The following is a 22,068-nucleotide window of genomic DNA, read 5'->3' on the forward strand; positions in this document are numbered from 1 at the left end:
GGCAAAGCCGGCTCCTACTATTGGGAGTCCTTGAGGGTGGGCACATCACCGTGGCTGAGCATGCGGCTCAATTCGTCCACCCGCGTGGCGATGTCGCCAATGCGCTGGTGGCTGTGCAGATCGACGTCGATCTTCTTGTGCATGACCTTGATCAGCGGCAGGAAGCTGTTCTCCAGGTGCTCGGAGAGGTTTTCCAGCACCGCGCGCAGGTCATGCTGCTGCGCGGGCCGGGCCAGGCCGCGTACGCCTTCCACCAGATCGTTGAGCTGGGCCACGACCCGGGTGCCGACATCGCTGTCGCTGCCGCCCATGGAGCGGTTGCGCACGAAGTCGCGCTTGATCTGCGCCCAGCGTTCACTCTGTTCCGGGGTCTGGTTGCCGCGCAGCTCGGCGAGCTTGAGCAGGTTTTCCTCGGCGCCGGTGGTCAGCAACTGGGATTCGCCCTGGTAGTGGTCGGCCAAGAGTTGCAGCAGCTCGGCGTCGTTCATCACCGCCGAGATCTTCTCGGCCATCTTGTTCATGTTGCGGTAGCTGCCCTGCAGCTTGAACGGCGGCTCGCTGCGGTACTGGTCGGCCTGGGCGGCGCTGGCGATGTACTGCTGGTTGACCCGCAGCACCACGTCGCGCACCTGCATCAGGCGTTGCAGCGTGGTGGTGATTTCGTTGATCTCGGCGCCGCTGTAGCTATGGCTCAGTTCGTTGCTGGAGAAGGCCTTGCCTTCGGCCTTGGCGACGAAGCGGTAGACATCCGCCATATCGCGGGTGGCCAGGGGCGCCAGCACCGGGTTGGAGGTCAGGCCGTTCTCGATGTAACTCAGGGCGAAGGCTTCCTGCATGCCGCCCAGGGTGTCGCCGAGGTTATAGATGTCGGCCCGGTTGGCCAGCATGTCAGGGATCTTGAACACCTCGCCGGACTCGGTGTACGGGTTGCCCGACATCACCACACAGAACTTCTTGCCGCGCATGTCGTAGGTCTTGGTGCGACCTTTCCACACGCCTTCGATGCGCCGGGTGCCGTCGCACAGCGAGATGAATTTCTGCAGGAATTCCGGATGGGTGTGCTGGATGTCGTCGACATAGAGCATCACGTTGTTGCCCATCTCCAGGGCCAGGTTGAGTTTCTCCAGTTCCTGGCGCGAAGTAGCGTCCGGCGCCTGGGCCGGGTCCAGGGAACGCACCTGGTGACCCAGGGCCGGGCCGTTGATCTTCATGAAGATCAGGCCCAGGCGGTGCGCCACGTATTCCATCAGGGTGGTCTTGCCGTAGCCCGGTGGCGAAATCAGCATCAACAGGCCCATCAGGTCGGTGCGCTTGTTCTCGCCCACGGTGCCCATCTGCTTGGCCAGGTTGTCGCCGATAAAGCCCAGGTACACATCGTTGATCAGCTTGTTGCGAACGAACGAGCTCAGCGGCCGCGGCTTGAATTCGCTCAGGCGCAGGGCCGAGCGCTCACGACTGATGATGCCCTGGCGCAGCGCCTGGTAGCGCTGCAGGCCGGGCAGGAACTGCTCGCGGTGGGCCCGCAGGCGAGCGAAGAAACCATCCACGGTGAGAGACAGGCTGCGCTCGTGAATGCGCGGGTGTTCGCCCATCAGGTTGCCGACGCTGAACCGCAGGTCGACTTCAGTGATGCGCTTGGCAAAGTCTTCCCGCAGCAGCGACAGGGCCACCGCCTCGGGTACGTAGTCGCTCCACTCGGCGAACTCGCCCTCGGCGCACAGGGCCGAGAGCCAGTTCTCGGTCAATGCCCACTGTGCAGCAGGCCGCTCCACCAGCCGCGCCAAGGCCTGCTGGTAGTCGTCCCACATCCGCGCGCCCTGCAGACGCAAGGTCAGGGCTTCCTGCAGTTGCTTGGCGTATTTGCTGAAGGTGAATTCGATGCGTTCTGCGGCCAGTTCCTGAACCAGGTACTCGGCGGCTTCGGGCAACAGCTCGGCGGCCAGGGTGAAGGCGTGCTGCTGATGCCAGTCACTCAGTGCCGCGAGGATTTCCTCCTGCAACTGCAGCAAGCCTTCTCGACGCCCGAACAGCTGCTGAATATGCCGGCTGGTGCGGGCCCGCTCGACCCATTGCTGCGGTTGCGGCTGGTGCTGCTGGCGGCCCCAGAACAGCGTGGCAAAGGCCCGCGCCGCCGCGCCGAAGCGCAGCAGGCCGGCGCTGTCGCGCAGCGGTAGCAACTGCAACAGAATCGCCGCCGCATCGTGGTCGTGAATGCCCTTTTCGTAGCCTTCCTTGTAGCGCGGCGCGGCGAAGTCGCGGATCACCCGCGCCAATTCCTCAGGCTGCGCCAGCAAGGGTTTCAGGCTTTCCAGGCTCAGCCCTTCCACGCCCCGGTCGGCGGCGTCCAGCACTTGCCCGGCCAGGTACTCAGCGCGGTACAGCTGGGCCGATTCCGACTCCAGGGCCACCTGCCAGAAGTCGCGCAGGGCTTCCAGCTCGGGGTCGCGCAGAGGTTCGAGGAAATCCGTGCCGGTGAGGTGCAGGTGCAGTTCGTCGCCCCGGGGCATCAGGGTCAGGTCCAGCTCCTGGGTGTTGACGCTGAAGCGATGACGCGGCCCCAGCTTGATGACGTTGCCGCCCTCTTCGAACAGCTCGGTCTTGTCGCGCAGGGCCCGAACGGCCTGATCCCGGGCGCCCTTGAGGCGCGACTCGACGTCGTCAGCCTTGACGCTGTCCTTGAGCTCGCGCAGGCGCTCGGCCAGCTCCCGCAGCTTGAGGATCAGCGGGTCGGCGGCGAAGAACGCATTGAGCTCCTCGGCCTGGGTGAACTTGGCGGTGCGCCGGCCGAGGCTGTCGAGAATCCGCCGCGCCGCATCCAGCAGGCCCTGGGCCTTGCGCTGGCGCTCGTCGAGCAGCGATTGCTTGTGGGCCTCGAAGGTTTCCAGCAACTCCTCACGCTTGCCGAGGATGTCGCCGAGAAACTGTTCGTGATCGCCGAAACGGCTCTCCAACTCCTCCAACTGCACCAACAAGCGCGACAGTTGCTCGTCGCAGCGCTCGGGGTCCTGGGCCTGGGCCAGGGCATTGGTGATGCCCTGGCTGAAGAGTTTGAACTGGGCCCCGAACTGGGCCACGGTCTCGGTCGAGCCCAGGCCCTTGCGCCGCTGTTCGGCGCGGGCCTTGGCCTGGTTCAGGCGGGCGTAGATCTGCGAGATGGATTCGATGATCCGGGTGCGCTGGGTGGCGTCTTCGATCTGCAACGAGGCCATCAGGCTCGACAGCATGTCCAGATCGCCAGCCATGGCTTGCAAGGCCCCCAAGGGCTCGCTGAGCTGAGCCACGGTCTCGGCTTTCTGCGCCTGGGCGTCGAGGGTTTCCAGCTGGGTGACGAAGGGCTGCAGAGCCTGATCGCTGGCCAGGAAGGTCGCGGTGCCGGCGGCGGTGCGCTCCTGGGCCTTGAGCAAATCGGCTTCCATGGCGTCGATGCGCGCCACGTCGATGTAGCGGTAGTCGCGAATGGTCAGCAGCAGGCCGCGCTGGGCAGTGATGCCGTTGAGCGCATCGACGAAGCTCTGCACCTGGTCCCAGCTGTCCACCAGCAGGCTGTCGAGCAGGGCTTTCTGCTTGGCCTCGGCGGCCACCATGGCCTGGTCCGACTGGCGGCGGATGCTTTCGACTTTCTCGTATTCATCCAGCACCAGCTCCGAGGTCGAGGCCACCTCGCGCAGCAATGGGGCCAGGCCTTCGAGCTCGGCGCTGCCCAGCCAGTGATACACATCGAACAGGCGCCGGGTGTTCTGGCACAGCAACGAATAGCGCTGCACCGACACCGCCGGGGTGTCGATCTCGCGGCACAGGTCGTAGAGATCGGAAACGCTGCGCACCAGTTCGGCATTGCCAATGCGCCCCAGGAAACCGCTGCGGGTCGGTTGCCGCGCGGCGTATTCCTCGGTGAAGAACGGCGTCTGCCAGACCTGCATCGGGTGGACCCGGGTCGGCTCGTCGCCTTCGGCGGCGAAGATCACCATGCGCCCGTCTTCCAGGCGCGCGTAACCGTGGCCGAACAACGGGTTCTGCAACTGGCGGTTGATCATGTTGTAGGTCAGCAGCACCGAGCGGCCCTGCTCCGGGTGGTAGAAGATGTACTGCACATCTTCACCGTTGGGCGAGCGTACCGAGCGCTTGAAGCGCATGCCTTCCATGGACTGTTCGAAGGTCTTGTACTCGCCGCTCTGCAGGTAATAGCCACCGGGGAAGATGATCCCGTGGTCTTCCGGCAGTTGCACGCAAGCCAGGCCGATGGCGTCGATGCGCTCCACCTGGCGAGTCAGGCTGTTGAACACCAGGTAGCGCCACTGCTCTTCGCGGTACGGCAGGACCTTGAGCAGGATCAGGCTGCCCAGGCGGGCGAATTCGATCTGCGAATCGTCCAGGGACTGGGTCTTGTCCAGCACCTCTTCGCGGTAGATGCCCAGGCCCGACTCGGTGTTGTTCTCGACCTTGATGGTCAGGTCGCCGCCGATGGTTTCGACGAACACCGTGTCGAGGATGTTCAGGTGCGGGAAGCGGCCTTCGACCACCATCTCGCGGGTGGCCTTCTTCCATTCGAAATCGAAGGGCGCCGGCAGGGCGATATCCCGCTCGCCGCGGTTGTCGATGTACCGGACATCCCGTCCGTCCACCGAGATCGACCAGCGGAACACCCGCACATCGGTGACGCGCTCGCCAATCTGGAAACTCGCCAGCAGCTTGCCGTCACGGATCGCCAGTTGCAGCAGGCGGGTGTTCTTGTAATAGGTGTAGAGCTCGTTGAAATCGTTGAGGAAGCCCTGGGCCGCCAGGAAGCTGCCTTCCAGGGGCACGGGCTCGGCTTCGTAGCCTTCGCCCTCTTCCACCAGCCGATAGAGGGAAAACACGTCGGCGACGCTGGTTTCCTTCTTCAGGCCGATGAACACGTTGTAGCCGAACAACAGGCAGTCGCCGACCTGGACGATGTCCCGGGCGATGCAGTTGTTCTCGGTACGGATGCGCACCCGCCCGACCACTTCCATGCGGCTGTTGCCGAACTCGTCGAGACGCCTCTGGTTGAGGTCGTCGGTGGTGGCCCGCAGGCGCTGGCCCTGGTCCAGCAGGCGCTTGTGCAGCACCTCATAGGCGCCGCCTTCGGCGACGGCCTTGTCCAATACGTCCTGCGGGGGAGTTGCGACTTGAGCGTCCGACATCGTGGCCTTCCTGGATCTACGGCGGTGTGCAAAAAAAGCGGGCTCCTCAAACCTGGAGCCCGGTACCCGACACAAGGCCGGTAGCCGCTGCCGCGGGCTGGGTGCGTGCTTGAGGGCCCGAAGGCCCTCAAGGGCTGCGCCTCCTACGGAGTCGGTCGCAGCCTTCGGCAGCGGCTACAGGTGTGTCAGGTGTGGGTCAGGCTTCGGCAGACGGCGCCTCGGCCTTGCGCGAGACGGCAGCAGCGGCCAGTTCAGCGGCAACGGCCGGTGCGCCCTTGCCGTTGAGCAGGCGTGCCAGGACGTCCTGGACCACCGGGCTCTTGCCCACCACGCCCTCGATGGCCTTGCCCACCGACAGCGATTTGGCGAAGGAATTGAAGAAGTCGCCTTCGCCGCCGACGATCTCGATCTTGGCCTTGCTGAGGGCGGCGGACAGCACTTCGGCCTGGTCCTTGGCGATGTCCTTGTTGGCGGCGATGGCGGCCATCGCTTCCTCGAAGTTCTTCTCCAGTTGCATGCGGAACTCTTCGTGCTGGCGAGCGCTGTCGCTGAGGGAATCCAGGGCACCGAACTTCTTGCCCAGGCCTTCGGCTTCGGCGTTCAGACGCTGCAGCAGCACTTCGGCTTCGGCCGAACCCAGGTCCTTGGTGGCCTTGGCCTTGGCCGCGCCCAGTTGCTCTTCGCCACGGGCTTGAGCACCGAGCTTCTCTTCCATGACCTTGGCTTCGGCCAGGCCGTCCTTCTCTTTGGCAGCCGCCTGGGCTTCCATGACGCGGGCGTCGGCCAGGCCTTTTTCCTGCTCGCCGCGAGCTTCGGCAATCAACTGCTCGGTGCGGACGCGGGCTTGCGCCAGGCCTTCTTTTTCCTGGGCCGCTGCGGTGATTTCCAGCACGCGGGCATCGGCCAGACCAGGCGCGGCGCGCTCGGCTTCCAGGCCTTCGGCCAGGCGCTTCTTGGCTTCGGCCTGTTTGGCCGCCGCTTCCAGTTCGGCCTGGGCCAGGTTGTTGATCTCCACGGCCTTGTGCTTGGAGCGAGTCTCGTCGGCTTCGGCCTGTTTGACCTGACGCACCAGATCCTGCTCGGCTTCGGCCTGGGCCTGGATCACCACCACTTGCTTGGCGCGTTCGGCTTCGGAAATTTCGCGTACTTCCTTGATCCGCTCTTCTTCCTGGGCCACGGTCTTCTCGACCGCTACCCGCTCACGGATCACGGTGGCGATGTTCTTGCGCTGCTCTTCCAGAGCCTTTTCTTTCTCGATGCGCTGCAGTTCCACTTCACGCTCGCGGGCCACTACTTCCAGGTCCTTGGCGCGGGTGACTTTCTCCACTTCGATGACCACCGCACGCTGACGGTTCTGCTGGGCCACTTCGACTTCGCGCTGATGGTTCTCGGTGCGCACGTCGATTTCCTGCTGCGACTGAATGCGTGCTTGCTCGGCCTTCAGGCGCTCTTCTTCCTTGACCTTGGCGGTCTCGGCTTCCTCGCGGGCGCGGATGGTTTCGATCTCGCGCTTCTGCCGCGCTTCGGCGTCGGCCTGCTGGCGTTCCAGCGACAGCGAGGCTTCGCGGGTCTCGACGTTCTTCTTCTGGATCGCCAGTTCCTGGTTGCGCTCCAGTTCGTTGGTGATGACGTTCTGCGCCGCGGTCAGCTCGGTGATCTTGCGGATACCTTCGGCGTCGAGGATGTTGCTCGGGTCCAGGGAATGCTTGGCGGTCTGCTCCAGGTAGTCGATGGCCACGTCTTCCAGCACATAGCCGTTGAGGTCGTTGCCGATGATCTCGATGATGCGGTCGCGGAAGTCCTGGCGGTTTTCGAACAGCTGGACGAAGTCGAACTGCTTGCCCACGGTTTTCAGCGCTTCGGAGAACTTGGCGTTGAACAGCTCGTTGACCGCAGCGCGGTCGGAGGCACGGTCGACACCGATGGCCTTGGCCACCTTGAGCACGTCTTCCTGGGTTTCATTGACCCGCAGGTAGAAAGCCACGGTGATGTCGGCGCGCATGTTGTCGCGGCAGATCAGACCATCCTTGGCCCGACGGTCGACTTCCAGGGTGATCAGCGAGATCCGCATGAACTCCTTGAGGTGGATGACCGGGTACACCAGGGCGCCGGTGAAGTGCACCTTGGGCGTCGAGGACATGTCGTTGACGATCAGCGCCGTGCCTTGGGGGACCTTGATATAGAAGGCCTTGAACAGGGCCAGCAGGCCGAAGACCACCAGGACGACGAGGCCGATCCCGAGCAGGATGGGCAGCAGCGACGGTAAATTCATGCAATCAATCTCCTTTGATTCTGAGGAAGCCCGGGCTCAGAGGCCGCGAAACTCGTCCTCGGTAATGACCCGATAGGCGTGTTGCGCCTCCAGATACTCCAGTAACACGACGCGATCGCCGCGTTTGAAAGCTCGCGCCTCATCGGCACGCACACGCAGGATCAGGCCCGCGCCGCCGTTCTCGAGCACGGCTTCGCCGTGTTCCAGGGTGACTCTGCCGCTGCGTACCACGGCGGTCTGCCCCAGCACCGACTGGCTGCTGGTGGCTTCCATCTTGTGAAACAGCGGACGCAGCGGACGGCAGATGGCCGCGCTGATGGGGGCCGCCAGAAACAGCGCAACCACAGCCAGCAACAGGCCCAGGGGATAACGCAACCAACCCAGGGGCAGGTGGCTGAGGACGTAGAGTTCGGCGAAATAGGTCAAAAACCAGCTGAAGAACATCAGCAGGGTCAGCACCAGGGTGACCGGCACCCCGTTGAGCTTGAACTTGATCAGCAGCCCGGCCAGGCCTTCAGTGGCATGGGCGCCTTCGAGCAGCGAATCAGCCTCGAAGTCCAGCAGATCGACCTCGAGCATGCCCATGGCCACCACGGCCCAGTAGATTACCGCCAGGCAGAGCATGAAGCTGAACAGCACTGTGGGGAACGACAACACTGTCTGCAGGAAGATTTCCATTGCTTTCCTATCCCTGAAAAAGCCGGGCAAGGCCCATCGGCCCCGCCCTTACAACTCGACGATGAATCAGGACTTGTTGCGATCCTTGAGGCGCGCCAGCACGCTGTCGGCGCTGGTGCTGCCGGCGACGATCCCGGCCTCGCGCAACTTGGCGTCCAGGGCATCGTCGGGGTTGCTGGTGCTGGCCAGCTCCGCTGCGGCTTCCATCTTCGCCGCACGCTCGGCCTGCTTCTGCTTGATCCGCTCCAGGGACTCCACCGCGGTGTGCAGCTTGCTCTGCGAGCCGCCATAGCGCTGGGCCACGGCCTGCTGGGCCTTCTGCACGCTCTCGGTGGCCTTGACGGTATCCACCTGTTGTTTCAGATGTTTGATATTGCCTTCGGCCTGGGTCACGGCTTTGCGCAATTGGACCACGCTGGCGGCAAAGCCATCGGCCTGCTCGCGCTCGACCGCCAGGTCATTTTCCAGATTGGCGATCTTCTGCGCCACTTCCTGGGCAAGATTTTCATTACCCGCTTCCAGGGCCTTGAGGGCGTAGCTTTCATACTCGGCGATCTTCGCCGCGCTGCCGTTGGCGCGCTCGGCGGCGAGTTTCTGCCGGGCCATGATTTCGGCCAGGGCTTCCTTGGACTTGCGCAGTTCCTGGTCGGCGTCGCGGATTTCCTGATCGAGAATCCTCAGGGCCTGGCTGTCCACCATGGCTTCGCCCGCCTCATTGGCGCCACCGCGCAGGGCGGTAAGCAACTTGCTCCATACGTTCATGTGCATTCCTCCAGGTCAGGCCTGAGCCTTCAGGTAGCCTTCATAGGCCTCGGTAGCCCTGATCACGTTGCTGGCCAGGGTTTCGATCTCGTAAAGCACGTTGGAGAGGATCGAGGTGGCGCTGAGCGCACCGAACATCATGTAGAAGCGCTCGCCGCCCAAGCCGGTTTCCAGGCCGATGCTCGACAGCGGGAACAACTGGCGGCTGAGCAGCACTTCTTCATTGAAGGCTTGCACATCGGTGACTTCGCTTTGCGGCCAGAGCAGGGCTTCGACCAGGATCTGCTCGCCGGACAGGGCGACAAACAGCGGCAGGTCGCCGTATTCGCGCATGGTCACGTGCAAGCTCGGTTCGGCGCCTTCAAGCAGTTCAATGCTGGCTTCGCCGCTGCTGAACAACTCGGTGGCCATCAGGGCCTGGCACAGCGATCGGGCATTCCAGATCTGCGGCATGCTCATTTCTCCATCCTTTTCCACAGGAGCCAGCCCGTCAAAGGGCTGACGCAGTTTGCGTTCAACCGCCAGCAACGCCTGGGCGTTCTCGGGCAGTATCCAGACTTCCTTTTTCACCAAGCCCTGATCACGCAGGCGCTGGCGGAATAAACGTTGGTAATGGGCTGAGGATTTGTTTTCCATGGCGCACAGACTAGAGCATCACATGTAAGACTTTCAATTCATCACATGTAATTTTTTAATGGGGTATTTGTAACAATAGTTTTCTATCAATCCACTCGGAACAAAACGTCGAACCTGTCACGGGGCATAGACCAGATCGAAGGATTTGCAACCGCCCTTCTCATGAAAGGCGCCATTAAACCCGCCACCCAAGAGAATGAGAAGCACAATTATCCCGCCATCGACCTGAAAATAATGAATGAAGGCCACCGTCCAGCGCTGCCTTAATGGCAACCAATGGTCTAGGCTAGGCGGATTTTCCTGCCCAGCGGATGCCCCATGAACAGCCTCAGCAAGCCCCTCGCCGGATTGAAAGTGATCGAACTCGGCACCCTGATCGCCGGCCCATTCGCCTCGCGTATCTGCGCCGAGTTTGGTGCCGAGGTGATCAAGGTCGAGTCTCCGGACGGCGGCGATCCGCTGCGCAAGTGGCGCAAGCTGTATGAAGGCACTTCGCTGTGGTGGTTCGTCCAGGCCCGCAACAAGAAATCCCTGACCCTGAACCTCAAGCATCCCGAAGGCTTGGCGGTGCTCAAGCAACTGCTGGCCGAAGCCGACATCCTGATCGAAAACTTCCGCCCCGGGGTCCTGGAGAAGCTCGGCCTGGGCTGGGACGTGTTGCACGCCCTCAACCCGAAACTGGTGATGGTGCGCCTGTCGGGCTTCGGCCAGACCGGCCCGATGAAGGACCAGCCGGGCTTCGGCGCCGTGGGCGAATCCATGGGCGGCCTGCGCTATATCACCGGCTTCGAGGATCGTCCGCCGGTACGCACCGGGATTTCCATTGGCGACTCCATCGCGGCCCTGTGGGGCGTGATCGGCGCGCTGATGGCCCTGCGTCATCGCGAGGTCAACGGCGGCCAGGGGCAAGTGGTGGACGTGGCGCTGTATGAGGCGATCTTCGCCATGATGGAAAGCATGGTTCCGGAGTTCGATGTGTTCGGTTTTATCCGCGAGCGCAGCGGCAACATCATGCCCGGCATTACCCCGTCTTCGATCCACACCAGCGCCGATGGCAAGCATGTGCAGATCGGCGCCAACGGCGATGCGATCTTCAAGCGCTTCATGCTGCTTATCGGTCGCGACGACCTGGCCAACGATCCCGCCCTGGCCAGCAACGACGGACGCGATACCCGCCGCGATGAACTCTATGGCGTGATCGACCGCTGGGTGGCCTCCCTGCCCCTGGACCAGGTACTGCAGCAGCTGAATCAGGCTGACGTCCCGGCGAGCCGGATCTTCAGCGCCGAGGACATGTTCCACGACCCGCAGTTCCTCGCTCGGGAAATGTTCCTCCAGGCCAAACTGCCCGACGGCAAGCCCTTCAAGATGCCCGGCATCGTGCCGAAACTCTCTGAGACGCCCGGCTCCGCGGACTGGGTCGGCCCCGAGCTCGGCGAGCATTCGACAGAAGTCCTGGCGAGCCTGGGCTACAGCAGCGAACAGATCCAACACTTGCGCAACTCTGGGGCGATCTAAGCTGAAAAGCCGGTTTTCCATCAGCGCCCTGTCCGGCGCCCATCCACCCTTCCTACGCCGTCGCCTTAGGTGCTGCGTGACGTTTCTGCTCGCCCTGCTGTGGCTGCCGAACGCCTTCAGCGAACCCAAGGAGACGCTGCTCTGGCTGCTGCGAGACCTGCCGCCGCTGAGCATTTTCGAGGGTGAGCAGAAAGGACAAGGGGTCATCGACCTGCTGATGCCGCAACTGATCGCCAGCCTGCCGGAGTACCCACAACAGATAGTGCGGGTCAATCGCGCCCGGGGCTTGCAGATGCTGCGCGAGCCGACCTTCGTCTGCGACCCGTCGCTGATCATGAACAAGGAGCGCGAACAGTGGGTGACCTTCTCCATCACCAGCTTCCGAGTCCTGAGCAATGGCCTGGTGATCCGCCGCGCCGACCATGAACACCTGACCCCGTTCGTCCGGGAGGGCAAGGTCGATCTGCGCGCCCTGCTCGCCAGCGGCCAGGAAAAAGTCGGAGTGGTTGCCGAGCGCAGCTATGGCCAGCAAGTCGATAACCTGCTGCAAGCAGCCCCCGCGGACTCGGTCAATGCCCACCACGGCAACGACGCCCTGGGCAGCCTGTTGCAGATGCAGCGCCTGGGGCGCCTGCGTGTGTTGCTGGGCTACTGGCCGGAAATTCGCTACCAGGCAATGCAGCAAGGCATGGACCCGCAGGAGCTGGAGTTCTATCCGATCCAGGGCACCCAGCAGTATCAGGAGATCCATATCGGCTGCAGCAAGACCGCCCAAGGGCGACAAGCCATAGCCCGGATCAACCAGGCCCTGCTCAAGCTGCGTGAGGATCGCCTGGTTGAGCTGTATGCCGCCTGGCTGGAGCCGGAGATGCGCGCCCCATACCGTGCCGACGCCCGGGCCTATTTCCGCGATCTGCACGACCACTGACAAATCCCGGGCAAAAAGAAACCCCGAGAAGTGGGGAGACGACTCGGGGTTAAACGCGGTCTTTGACGACCGGTATCAGCCGGCTACAAGCACCGGAGCACAATGCCTGATCCTGCTGATACTGAGTCTGACTGACCGGGTGACAGGAAGGTTCCGCAAAAATTTGCATCAGTTGCGCTGATCGAACACCTTGCCTTCAGCTGCATGGCGCAACGCGGCGATCACACAGGGTTCCAGCCGGCCTTCGGCGATCAGCACGTCACGGTGCAGACCATCGACTACGTCGGTAAGCAGGCGCTTGTCGGTGAGCTGGGCCTGATTGACCTCACGCTCCAAGACCATGGCGCCAGCCGCGTTCTTCAGGGTCACCAGGCATTCGCCATGGCCGCCGCAAGGCGTCAGTGTGACCTGGTACGGACTCAGCGACTCGCTCAACAAAAGACTGATACTTTCCATCTAGATCACCACTCAATAGCTCGAATTAGAGGTTCGAAAACAAAAATGCCGGTAGCTTTCTGACATTCAAGTGACCATCGCTCAGAGAAGAAAGTTCGCCACACCTACTGCTGCCGACCTGAGTCATTCGAGCATGCACGGGTAACATGACAGATATAAAACGGCCGACCAGGCGCAAACCACGCCGCCGTTGCATTGGAGCCCAAGCTTTGAAAGCAATGTCGAACAACAAATTGCGCATCATCCTTGCCGACGATCATCCGATCTTCCTGATTGGCTTGCGTGCCGTGCTGGAGCAGGACGACAGCCTGGCCATTGTCGGTGAAGCCCGCTCGCCTTCTGCCCTGAGCCAGCTGATGCAGGAAGTCGAGTGCGACGTGCTGGTCACGGACTTCATGATGCCCGAGGAGCAGCAGAACGACGGCCTGCGCCTGATCGAGCAATTGCGCCGGCATCATCCCGACCTGCCCATCGTGGTGGTGACCATGCTCAATCACGCCGGGCTGTTTCGCTCGATCCTCGACCTGGGGGTGATGGGGTTGCTGAGCAAGGCCAGCCTGGCCGATGAACTGCCGTCAGCCATTGCCCATGCGCGACAGCACAAACGCTATGTGGCCCAGGCCATCAAGCGAGCATTGAGCCTTGCCGGTGAAGTGGGACCGGATCGACTGGTCTCCAAGGATCAGTTGTCGCCCCGGGAACTGGAAGTGATCCGCCTGCTGGCCGCCGGCCATGCAGTGGGAACCATCGCCACTCAGCTCAACCGCAGCAAACAGACGGTCAGCGCGCAGAAAGTCAGCGCCATGCGCAAACTGGGCCTGGCCAGCGAAGCCGCGCTGTACATCTATGTCCAGGAACACGGGCTGTCCTAGGCGCTACGGGCAGCGACCTTAAGCACACAGACCGGCGGCCTGCCCATCCAGGCCATTGCTGCCCACGCCTGGGGTCTCGGCCAGCCATTGGCGCATCTGGACGGCGCTCATCGGCGGGGCGATGAAACAACCCTGCAGATGAGCCGCCCCCAGGCCCCTGGCCGCCACACAGTCGGACTCGGTCTCGATACCGGTCACCACCACCCCCAGGGACATGCGTCGCGCCATGTTCATCGCACCGCCGACCAGCGCCCGCTTGCGCTCATCCGCGGCCATGCCGGCGACAAACACCGGAGGGATCTTCAGCTCGGTGAACGGCAACTCCAGCAAGCGCTGCAGGCTGGTTCCACCGGTGCCGAAATCGCCGATGGACAACTTGCAACCAATCATCCGCAGGCGCAGCAGCGCCTCCACATGGGCGGTATCGGTCTGCAGTTGCGTGGTGTCGATGACTTCCAGGGTCAGCATCCGGGCCGGCACTTCGAAGCGCCTCAGCAACGCCTCCAACTGACGGGGGAACAACGGCCGCTCGAGGATGCCGGTGGGAATGTTCACGGCAACCGGCAGCCAGTAGCCCAGCACCAGTTTCACCCCGGCCACCAGTTCCAGTGCCTGCTCCAGCATGTGCCAGGTGAAGACCTCTTGCAGGCCGGCGAACTCGATCAGCGGAAGAAATTCGCCGGGCATCAGCAGGCCCCGCTCAGGATGCTGCCAGCGTGCTAGCGCCTCGACACCTTGAAGCTCGCCATGCTCATGGATGACCGGCTGAAAATGCGCAACCCCACAACCCAGCACCGCCGCAAGCCCCTCATCCTGAGTCACGTCCTCGAAGACAAAGGGCTCAAGGCCCAGCAAGTCCCGGAGCAATGTCTGGTTCAGTTCGGGGCCGGCTGCCCTGGCGTGCTGTTGATAGGCACAGAGCAAGTCGCCGAGCACAGCAGCCGAAGCCGGCTTGGGCAAGCACGCGAGCACTTTCAAGCCCAACTCGCGAGCCATGCCGGCTGTACCTTCAAGGACATCCGGCTCTGCGTCGCTGAGAATGATCAGGGCCTTGGCCAGTTGCTGCTGGGCCAGTTCGCGGATCAACTCCAGGCCATCGGTCTGCTCCAGGTACAGATCGCAGATGGCGATATCCACCGGCCCCTTGCTGTCCAGCGAGCGCCGCGCGGACTGCTGGTTCTCGGCGGTCAGCACGTTGAAGACACCATTGGCGTTGAGCATCTGGTGCAAGGCCATCAATTGGAACGAGTTGTCTTCGAGAATCAGCACTTTTAGCGAATGCATGGGGGCAACCTCCGATCGGCGCAGGTGGGAACAGTCCACTACGGGCCGATACGGTAATCAGACAAGTCCTAATCACACATAGGACAAGTCTTATTCGTCCAGAGCCATCTGAATATCGCTGCGTAAAATCCCCATGACCTCAAGCAGCAGCGGCCATTGACGGCCCAGCGCCTGCTCCTGGCGCTCCTTGACCAGCACCTCCAGCTCGATACAGGCCTTGGCCAGGGGCAAGGCGTCGATCAGGCAGCACACACCCTTGAGCCGATGCAAGGTGCCTCTCAGGCGCTCCCAATCCAGCACCGCCAAAGCCTCTTCCAGCGCTTGCTGCTCTTGGGCAAGGTTGCGCAACAGCTCCTGCAACATGCGCTGCAACACGTGTTCGTCGGCCTGGGTCATGCCGCGCAAGGTCTGGATGTTGAAGGATGGCGACGGAAGGAAACGGGCCAGAGACTGGGCCAACTGATCCAGGGTCACCGGCTTGACCAGCAACTGATCCATGCCGGCGCGCTCACAACGCTCGCGCTCGTCTTCGAACGCGTTGGCCGTGCAACCGATCACCGGGCAGGGCGAACGCCCTTCCTGCGCCTCGATCTGGCGGATGGCCTCGGTCAGGGCGTAGCCACTCATGCCCGGCATGTTGCAATCGGTCATCAGCACATCAAAGGTCCCGGAGCGCCAGCGCTGCAACGCCTCACGGGCGTTGTCACAGGCCACGACCCGATGCCCGAGAAACATCAGCTGCTGGCTCAGGACCATGCGGTTGGCGCTCAAGTCATCCACCACCAGCACTTCGATGCTGCGGCTCGGCGGACGCTCGGCAGGCGGCGAGACTTGCGGATCGAGATCCTCGCTGACCCGCTCCAGATACAGCTCGATGACAACAACGGTTCCGGCTCCTGGCTCACTCAGCAGGTGAATGCGCCCGCCCATCAACTCGATCAACTGCCGGCAGATGCTCAGACCCAGCCCGGTGCCGCCATAGGTTGAAGAGGTCATGGCATCGGCCTGGACAAAGGGCGTGAATATCCTCGCTTGCTGCTCGGCACTGATTCCCGGGCCGGTATCCGCGACGCTGATACGCAGACACGGGATACCGGACTCATCCGGCTGGCGCTCCACCGTCACCCGCACTTCACCTTCAGCGGTGAACTTCAAGGCGTTGCTCAACAGGTTGTGCAGCACCTGGCGCAAGCGCAACGGATCAAAGAGATAACGCCCCCGGGCTTCCTCGTGGAAGACCAGTTGCAAATGCACGCCCTGGTTGCGCGCAGTCACCTCGAAGAGCTGCCGGACGCTGTCGAAAAAAGGCTTGAGGGCGGTGACCTGCGGCACCAGTTGCATATGGCCGGCCTCGATCTTGGCCAGATCAAGACTGTCCCCCATCAGGCTGATCAACTCCTGGGCAGACTGATAAGCCACCCGCAGAGCCTCGGAAAAAGGCGCGCCACGCACCCTGGCCTGCTCTTTCTCCAGTTCCAGCAAGCCAACGATGGCGGTCATTGGCGTGCGAATCTCATGACTCATGGTGGAGAGAAAAGCGCTCTTGGCGGCATTGGCCTGGTCGGCGGACTGACGCGCTTGTACCAACTGGTTCTCCAGACGCTTGCGCTCGGTGATATCGATCCAGCCACCCAGCAAGCCCTGCAGACGGCCCTCGGCACTGTAGAACGGCACCGTCCATTGATAGGCGTGGATCGATCCGTTGCGCGTCTGCACCTGGCGGTCGGCGAATACCGACTCCTCGGACGCCAGCAACTGCATGATCTCGCCATGCAACTGGCGCGCGGTGGCTGCAGGCAGCAGATCCAGCTCTGTCAGTTGTCGCCCCCGAATCTGTTCCAGGCTCGTCCCCAACTGCTGTTCATAACTCTTGTTGCAGGTGATCAGGCGCCCTTGCAGATCACGGACAAAGATCGGGTTGGGAATGCCGTCAAGCAGGGCCCGCATGAACACCAATTGATCGTTGAGCCGTTGCTCGGCTTGCAATCGCTGCTGAATCTGCAGCTTGAGCCGACTGCTCCAGGCCAGGGAAATCAGACCGAACAGCAGCGCGGTGGAAATGGCCCAGTACACCCAGGTCGGCACTCGCTGCCAGACCGGCATCGGCACCGGCGTGGCCCCCAGCCACTTGAGACGGATGGCGCTAAGCTCCGCCACGGGCAGCGCCTCCAGCGACTTGTTGAGGATACTCAGCAGCTCGGGTTGATCCTTGCGCACGGAAAACTCGTCGGCCGACCAGGTACCTTCAACGCTGCGTCCCACCCGCAATCCATCGTCAGCGGGCCCCAACCCCAGCGCCTGGACCTGGACCTCGTTCTGAATGGTGGCCATGGCTTCACCACTGCTGACCAGGGCCCGGGCTTGCTCATAGCTGTCGACACTGCGCAGCCGAATATCGGGATAGTAGCGCCGGATGTAGCTCTCAAGGGTGTGCCGCGCCGGCAACACCAGCACCTCACCGGCCATCTGCTCCAGACTGCTCAGGCGGCGATCCTCGGGACGCACGACAAAGACCCAGGCGGCACCACCGAAGGCATGGGAGAAATTCAGGAACAACCGCCGGTCCTCACTGGCCGTGAGGGTAGAAGTCATCTGCGCCTGCCCACTCTCCAGCCACTCCAGGGTCTGTGCTGTGGAAAGGCTCTCCTTGTGCACGAAATGCAGGCCGGTCATGCGCGAGATACGGTTGAGCAGGTCGATGTTCAGACCGGCCCAGCGCCCCTCCTTGTCCTTGAACACATGAGGCGGGTACTGCTGGGACGCCACCATCACGTGGGGATGCTGAAGAATCCAGGCCTGCTCCTCGGCACTGAGCTCGATCCGCTCACCGGAGATATTCGCCCCCAGGCCGGTGGTCCAGCGCGCCTGTATTTCCCGCTGCAGGGATTCGTCAATGCTCTGCAGTGCCTGCTCCAGCAGGCCTGCCAGCAGGGCGTTGTCATCACGGGTGGCAAAAGCGAAGCCCGTCGGCGGCAAACGGCTTTCATCCTGAATCCGCACCGCCAGGTAAGGGCGCAGGGCCTTGTAGGCACGCACGATGATCTCATTGCCGATGAAGGCGTCGGCGTCGCCCTGGTTCAATGCCTCCAGGCCGCTGTAAAGATTGGGCGAGAGCATGATCTGACTGTTCGGATACGCCGCATGCACCTGTTCGGCGTTGGCATAACCGTCCAACAACACCAGTTTCTTGCCGGCCAGATCATCACTGGGGCTCGACCCGTCGCGGCGCACCACCACCACCGCCCTGTCGGGCATGTAGTCGCTGGTGAAGCGCAGCCCCGAAAGGCCGCGCTCATAGCCATTGGCGCTGGTCAGCACATCGATGGTGCCGTTACGCAGCGCTTCGACCGCCTGCTCGCGCTCGGAAAACCCCAGGACTTCCATTGTCACATCCAATCGCTCGCCCACCAGACCGAGGTAATCGGCGCTGATGCCCTGATAGCGATTGCGGTCACGGGTGATGTCGATGGGCTGGTAGTCATCAATGGCGATCCCCACCCTCAGGCGCGGATGCCTCGCCAACCATTGCTGTTCGGCAGGCGCCAAGGCCAGAGGCTGCAGATCGGCGAACGCCGGCACCAGCTTGAAGGGCAGGTTCTTCGCCGTGCCGGCCAGCGCGACACCCCAGAGCACGGCCCAGGCCAGCAGGCCCGCCACTAGCAGGCCCAGGACGCGCCCTACCCTGTACGTTTGACGAAGCATCATCCGGGCCTCCCTGCCCCTGACGGGCCAAGCTTGCGCATGAAAAAACAAAGCCCGTCAGGAGACGGGCTTCGTGGACGACAAGACCAAGGGATCAGAGTGGCTTGCCACGATTGCCGTGCTGGCTGACAAAAGCCTGCACCGCTTTCAGGTCATTGGCCAGGACCGTGCAGCGTTCTTCGCGCTGGAACAGGTCGGACAAGTGTGCCGGCAGTTCCAGAGCCTTGCCGACACCGGCCTTCTCCACCGCGTCCGGGAACTTGACCGGGTGCGCCGTGCCCAGGATCACCATCGGTGTATCCAGGCTGCGACGGCACTCACGGGCGGCCTTGACGCCAATCGCGGTATGCGGGTCGAGCACCTCGCCGGTCTGCTCGAAGACTTCGGCGATGGTCTCGCAGGTCTGCTCGTCGTTCACCGCCAGGGAGTCGAACAGCTTGCGCGCTTCGCTCCAGCGATCTTCTTCGACGCTGAAACCGCCGCCTTGCTTGAAGCTCTCCATCAACCCCGCCAGCGCCGCGCCATTGCGACCGTGCAGGTCGAACAGCAGGCGCTCGAAGTTCGACGAGACCATGATGTCCATGGACGGCGACAGGGTCGCGTGCAGGGTTTCCTTGACGTACTGATTGCCGCTCATGAAGCGGTGCAGGATGTCGTTGCGGTTGGTGGCGACGATCAGCTGGCTGATGGGCAGGCCCATGTTGCGTGCCAGGTAGCCGGCGAAGATGTCACCGAAGTTGCCGGTGGGCACCGAGAACGCGATGGAGCGCGCCGGGCCGCCCAACTGCAGGGCCGCGTGGAAGTAGTAGACGATCTGGGCCATGATCCGCGCCCAGTTGATCGAGTTCACCGCCACCAGACGGGTGCCCTTGAGGAAGCCCTGGTCGGCGAAGCTGGCCTTGACCATTTCCTGGCAGTCGTCGAAGTTGCCTTCGATGGCGATGTTGTGGATGTTCTCGCCGAGGATGGTGGTCATCTGCCGGCGCTGCACTTCCGAGACACGGTTGTGCGGATGCAGGATGAAGATATCGACGTTGTCGCAACGCTTGCAGCCTTCAATGGCCGCCGAACCGGTGTCACCGGAAGTGGCGCCAATGATCACCACGCGCTCGCCGCGCTTCTCCAGCACGTAGTCCAGCAGGCGCCCCAGCAGTTGCAGGGCGAAGTCCTTGAACGCCAGGGTCGGGCCGTGGAACAGCTCCAGCACCCACTCATTGCCGTTCAGCTGACGCAGCGGGGCAATGGCGTTGTGTGAGAAGGCCGCGTAGGTTTCTTCCAGGATCTTCTTGAAGTCGGCATCCGGAATGCTGCCGGTGACGAACGGGCGCATGACCCGGAACGCCAGCTCGTGATACGGCAGGCCGGCCCAGGAAGCGATTTCTTCCTGGGTAAAGCGCGGCAGGTTCTCCGGCACATAGAGACCGCCATCACTGGCCAGACCGGCCAGCAGCACATCTTCGAAATTCAGGGCCGGTGCCTGGCCACGAGTACTGATATAGCGCATGGGGACAAACCTTCGGTTTGAGCCTCAAGCCGCAAGCTTCAAGCCTCAAGTCAAAGCACATCAGCTTCTGACTTGGCGCTTGCCGCTCGCCACTTGCGGCTGCTTCATTAATTCAAATGTTCGACGCGGATACGGACCACTGGGCCGACAACGCCCTGCAGGGCCTCCAGCGCGGTAATCGCATCGTTGATGTGCTGCTCCAGAACGCGGTGGGTCAGCAGGATCATCGGCACCAGGCCATCCTGTTCTTCCACTTCCTTCTGCATGATCGATTCGATGTTGATGCCGCGCTCGGAAAGAATGCTCGCCACCTGGGCCAGTACGCCCGGGTGATCCTTGGCCTGGATGCGCAGGTAGTAGGCGCTTTCGCAGGACTCGATCGGCAGGATCGGGTGATCGGACAGGGAATCAGGCTGGAAGGCCAGGTGCGGCACGCGGTTTTCCGGATCGCTGGTCATGGCGCGAACCACATCCACCAGATCGGCCACCACCGACGAAGCGGTCGGCTCCATGCCGGCGCCAGCGCCGTAGAACAGGGTCGAACCGGCAGCGTCGCCATTGACCATCACCGCGTTCATCACGCCGTTGACGTTGGCGATCAGGCGGTCGGCCGGGATCAGGGTCGGGTGCACTCGCAGCTCGATGCCGGCCTCGGTGCGGCGCGCCACACCCAGGTGCTTGATGCGGTAGCCCAGGGCTTCGGCGTAGTTCACGTCGGCCGTGGTCAGCTTGGTGATGCCTTCGGTGTAGGCCTTGTCGAACTGCAGCGGAATACCAAAGGCGATGGACGCCAGGATGGTCAGCTTGTGCGCGGCGTCGATGCCTTCAACGTCGAAGGTCGGATCGGCTTCGGCATAACCCAGGGCCTGGGCTTCAGCCAGCACGTCTTCGAAGGTACGGCCCTTCTCGCGCATTTCCGAGAGGATGAAGTTGCCGGTGCCGTTGATGATCCCCGCCAGCCAGTTGATGCGGTTGGCCGAGAGCCCTTCGCGGATTGCCTTGATCACCGGAATGCCACCGGCCACGGCGGCTTCGAAGGCCACGATCACGCCCTTCTCCTGGGCCTTGGCGAAAATCTCGTTACCGTGGACGGCAATCAGCGCCTTGTTCGCGGTAACCACATGCTTGCCATTCTCGATGGCCTTGAGCACCAACTCACGGGCCACGGTATAGCCGCCCACCAGCTCGATAACGATATCGATTTCAGGGTTGGTGGCCACGGCGAAGACATCGTTGGTAATCGCAATACCGGTCGTCTGGAACTGAGGCTTTGGCGTACGGGTAGCAATTTGCGCTACTTCGATTCCACGCCCGGCACGGCGGGCAATCTCCTCGGCGTTGCGCTGAAGTACGTTTAGGGTACCGCCACCGACAGTACCCAGCCCACAGATGCCTACTTTGACCGGATTCACTCTGAACTCCCCATAAAACGGCCGACTCAAGGCCGGCCGTGGAAAACAGCCGCAAACAGCACGGCTCTCTATTAATGCCCCTTCGGTTGCAACCGGAGGAGCATGATCGTCAAAGGCTAGCGTGACGATGCAGGATTATTTCGCACCCAGGGCCAGTTTGGCGATCTGCGGTGCCGGCTGGTAGCCGGGAATGACTTGGCCATCAGCCAGGACGATGGCCGGCGTGCCATTGACGCCGATCGACTGACCCAGGGCGAATTGCTTGGACACCGGGTTATCGCACTTGGCGGCCTTGATTTCCTTGCCGTCGACCATCTTGTCCATGGCGGCTTTCTTGTCCGCCGAACACCAGACTGCCTGCAGCTGTTCGTCACCCGGCGAACCCAGGCCCTGACGCGGGAACGCTACATAGCGCACTTCCACACCCTGCTTGTTCAGTGCCGGTATTTCCGCGTGCAGCTTGTGGCAGTACGGGCAGGTGGTGTCGGTAAATACGGTGATGTGGGTCTTGGTCTCGCCGATGGCCGGATAGACCACAGTTTCTGCGACCGGAATGCCGTTGATCAACTTGGAAATGCCCAGGCGCTCGGTTTTTTCCGTCAGGTTCACCGGTTTGCCGTCCTTGAGCTGGAACAGATAGCCCTGGACCACGAACTGGCCATCGGCACTGGCATAAAGCACGCGACTGCCCTTGAGCTTGACCTCGTACAGCCCGGCCAGAGGACTGGCGGTGATGCTCTCCACCGGCACTTCGAGCTGCAGCGTCTCGAGGCTCTTGCGGATGGCTTTCTCGGCACTGTCATCGGCCACGGCGAAGGTGCTGAGCAACGCCAGGGAGGCGGCGGCAAAAATCTGGGTCAAACGCATGGGAACTCCTGAAGG

The 22,068-nt window shown here is 62.5% G+C and carries 14 protein-coding genes; 3 read left to right on the forward strand and 11 right to left on the reverse strand.

Going from position 1 to position 22,068, the window contains the following annotated elements:
- Positions 1-17 precede the first annotated feature (17 nt).
- The 5 genes from Q8O96_RS12930 to Q8O96_RS12950 all read right to left on the reverse strand — a co-directional run bounded on the left by Q8O96_RS12930 (position 18) and on the right by Q8O96_RS12950 (position 9,510).
- Positions 18-5,162, reverse strand: coding sequence for a DNA repair ATPase (locus tag Q8O96_RS12930; RefSeq protein WP_305948911.1), 5,145 nt, complete (start codon positions 5,160-5,162; stop codon positions 18-20).
- Positions 5,163-5,358: 196 nt separating this feature from the next.
- Positions 5,359-7,434, reverse strand: a complete 2,076-nt coding sequence (locus Q8O96_RS12935) for a flotillin family protein (RefSeq protein ID WP_102861315.1) — start codon at positions 7,432-7,434, stop codon at positions 5,359-5,361.
- Between the two features lie 36 nt (positions 7,435-7,470).
- A complete protein-coding gene (locus Q8O96_RS12940; RefSeq protein WP_207167116.1) occupies positions 7,471-8,112 on the reverse strand; it encodes an OB-fold-containig protein in 642 nt (213 codons plus the stop codon).
- Between the two features lie 66 nt (positions 8,113-8,178).
- Positions 8,179-8,874: a PspA/IM30 family protein gene (locus Q8O96_RS12945; RefSeq protein WP_305948912.1), complete on the reverse strand. Its 696-nt coding sequence runs from the start codon at positions 8,872-8,874 to the stop codon at positions 8,179-8,181.
- A 15-nt stretch (positions 8,875-8,889) separates the two neighbouring features.
- The gene (locus Q8O96_RS12950; RefSeq protein WP_102861312.1) at positions 8,890-9,510 is read right to left on the reverse strand and encodes a YjfI family protein; all 621 of its coding nucleotides are present in this window, start codon (positions 9,508-9,510) and stop codon (positions 8,890-8,892) included.
- Positions 9,511-9,828: 318 nt separating this feature from the next.
- On the opposite strand from Q8O96_RS12950, the gene Q8O96_RS12955 reads away from it, so the two are divergent.
- Entirely contained in the window at positions 9,829-11,028 is a 1,200-nt protein-coding gene (locus Q8O96_RS12955) for a CaiB/BaiF CoA-transferase family protein (RefSeq protein ID WP_102861311.1), read from the forward strand.
- A gap of 76 nt (positions 11,029-11,104) precedes the next feature.
- Entirely contained in the window at positions 11,105-11,956 is an 852-nt protein-coding gene (locus Q8O96_RS12960; RefSeq protein WP_371826177.1) for a TIGR02285 family protein, read from the forward strand.
- A gap of 168 nt (positions 11,957-12,124) precedes the next feature.
- Here the strand turns inward: Q8O96_RS12960 and Q8O96_RS12965 are convergent, their stop codons facing one another.
- Positions 12,125-12,412, reverse strand: coding sequence for a DUF3509 domain-containing protein (locus Q8O96_RS12965; RefSeq protein WP_102861309.1), 288 nt, complete (start codon positions 12,410-12,412; stop codon positions 12,125-12,127).
- 218 nt (positions 12,413-12,630) lie between these two features.
- On the opposite strand from Q8O96_RS12965, the gene Q8O96_RS12970 reads away from it, so the two are divergent.
- Positions 12,631-13,284, forward strand: a complete 654-nt coding sequence (locus Q8O96_RS12970) for a response regulator transcription factor (protein ID WP_180988524.1) — start codon at positions 12,631-12,633, stop codon at positions 13,282-13,284.
- 18 nt (positions 13,285-13,302) lie between these two features.
- Here Q8O96_RS12970 and Q8O96_RS12975 read toward each other — a convergent pair whose 3' ends face one another.
- The 5 genes from Q8O96_RS12975 to Q8O96_RS12995 form a co-directional block, all read right to left on the reverse strand.
- Positions 13,303-14,568: an EAL domain-containing protein gene (locus Q8O96_RS12975; RefSeq protein WP_305948913.1), complete on the reverse strand. Its 1,266-nt coding sequence runs from the start codon at positions 14,566-14,568 to the stop codon at positions 13,303-13,305.
- A gap of 90 nt (positions 14,569-14,658) precedes the next feature.
- Positions 14,659-18,273, reverse strand: a complete 3,615-nt coding sequence (locus Q8O96_RS12980; protein WP_305948914.1) for an ATP-binding protein — start codon at positions 18,271-18,273, stop codon at positions 14,659-14,661.
- 91 nt (positions 18,274-18,364) lie between these two features.
- Positions 18,365-19,774 carry a threonine synthase gene (gene thrC / locus Q8O96_RS12985; protein WP_115581671.1) on the reverse strand — a complete coding sequence of 470 codons (1,410 nt, stop codon included), beginning with the start codon at positions 19,772-19,774 and terminating at the stop codon, positions 18,365-18,367.
- 107 nt (positions 19,775-19,881) lie between these two features.
- Positions 19,882-21,186 (reverse strand): homoserine dehydrogenase, encoded by a 1,305-nt coding sequence (locus Q8O96_RS12990; RefSeq protein WP_060842565.1) that lies wholly within the window; start codon positions 21,184-21,186, stop codon positions 19,882-19,884.
- A 135-nt stretch (positions 21,187-21,321) separates the two neighbouring features.
- The gene (locus tag Q8O96_RS12995; RefSeq protein WP_102861304.1) at positions 21,322-22,053 is read right to left on the reverse strand and encodes a thioredoxin fold domain-containing protein; all 732 of its coding nucleotides are present in this window, start codon (positions 22,051-22,053) and stop codon (positions 21,322-21,324) included.
- Positions 22,054-22,068 lie beyond the last annotated feature (15 nt).

The organism is Pseudomonas sp. LPH60, from assembly GCF_030718165.1.
In the GTDB taxonomy this organism is placed as follows: Bacteria; Pseudomonadota; Gammaproteobacteria; order Pseudomonadales; family Pseudomonadaceae; genus Aquipseudomonas; species Aquipseudomonas danubii.

Bases quoted from the DNA above. Each gene is read 5' to 3' on its own strand.
- Q8O96_RS12930 (WP_305948911.1), bottom strand. From the start codon at position 5,162: ATGTCGGACGCTCAAGTCGCAACTCCCCCGCAGGACGTATTGGACAAG.
- Q8O96_RS12935 (WP_102861315.1), bottom strand. From the start codon at position 7,434: ATGAATTTACCGTCGCTGCTGCCCATCCTGCTCGGGATCGGCCTCGTC.
- Q8O96_RS12940 (WP_207167116.1), bottom strand. From the start codon at position 8,112: ATGGAAATCTTCCTGCAGACAGTGTTGTCGTTCCCCACAGTGCTGTTC.
- Q8O96_RS12945 (WP_305948912.1), bottom strand. From the start codon at position 8,874: ATGAACGTATGGAGCAAGTTGCTTACCGCCCTGCGCGGTGGCGCCAAT.
- Q8O96_RS12950 (WP_102861312.1), bottom strand. From the start codon at position 9,510: ATGGAAAACAAATCCTCAGCCCATTACCAACGTTTATTCCGCCAGCGC.
- Q8O96_RS12955 (WP_102861311.1), top strand. From the start codon at position 9,829: ATGAACAGCCTCAGCAAGCCCCTCGCCGGATTGAAAGTGATCGAACTC.
- Q8O96_RS12965 (WP_102861309.1), bottom strand. From the start codon at position 12,412: ATGGAAAGTATCAGTCTTTTGTTGAGCGAGTCGCTGAGTCCGTACCAG.
- Q8O96_RS12970 (WP_180988524.1), top strand. From the start codon at position 12,631: ATGTCGAACAACAAATTGCGCATCATCCTTGCCGACGATCATCCGATC.
- Q8O96_RS12975 (WP_305948913.1), bottom strand. From the start codon at position 14,568: ATGCATTCGCTAAAAGTGCTGATTCTCGAAGACAACTCGTTCCAATTG.
- Q8O96_RS12980 (WP_305948914.1), bottom strand. From the start codon at position 18,273: ATGATGCTTCGTCAAACGTACAGGGTAGGGCGCGTCCTGGGCCTGCTA.
- thrC (WP_115581671.1), bottom strand. From the start codon at position 19,774: ATGCGCTATATCAGTACTCGTGGCCAGGCACCGGCCCTGAATTTCGAA.
- Q8O96_RS12995 (WP_102861304.1), bottom strand. From the start codon at position 22,053: ATGCGTTTGACCCAGATTTTTGCCGCCGCCTCCCTGGCGTTGCTCAGC.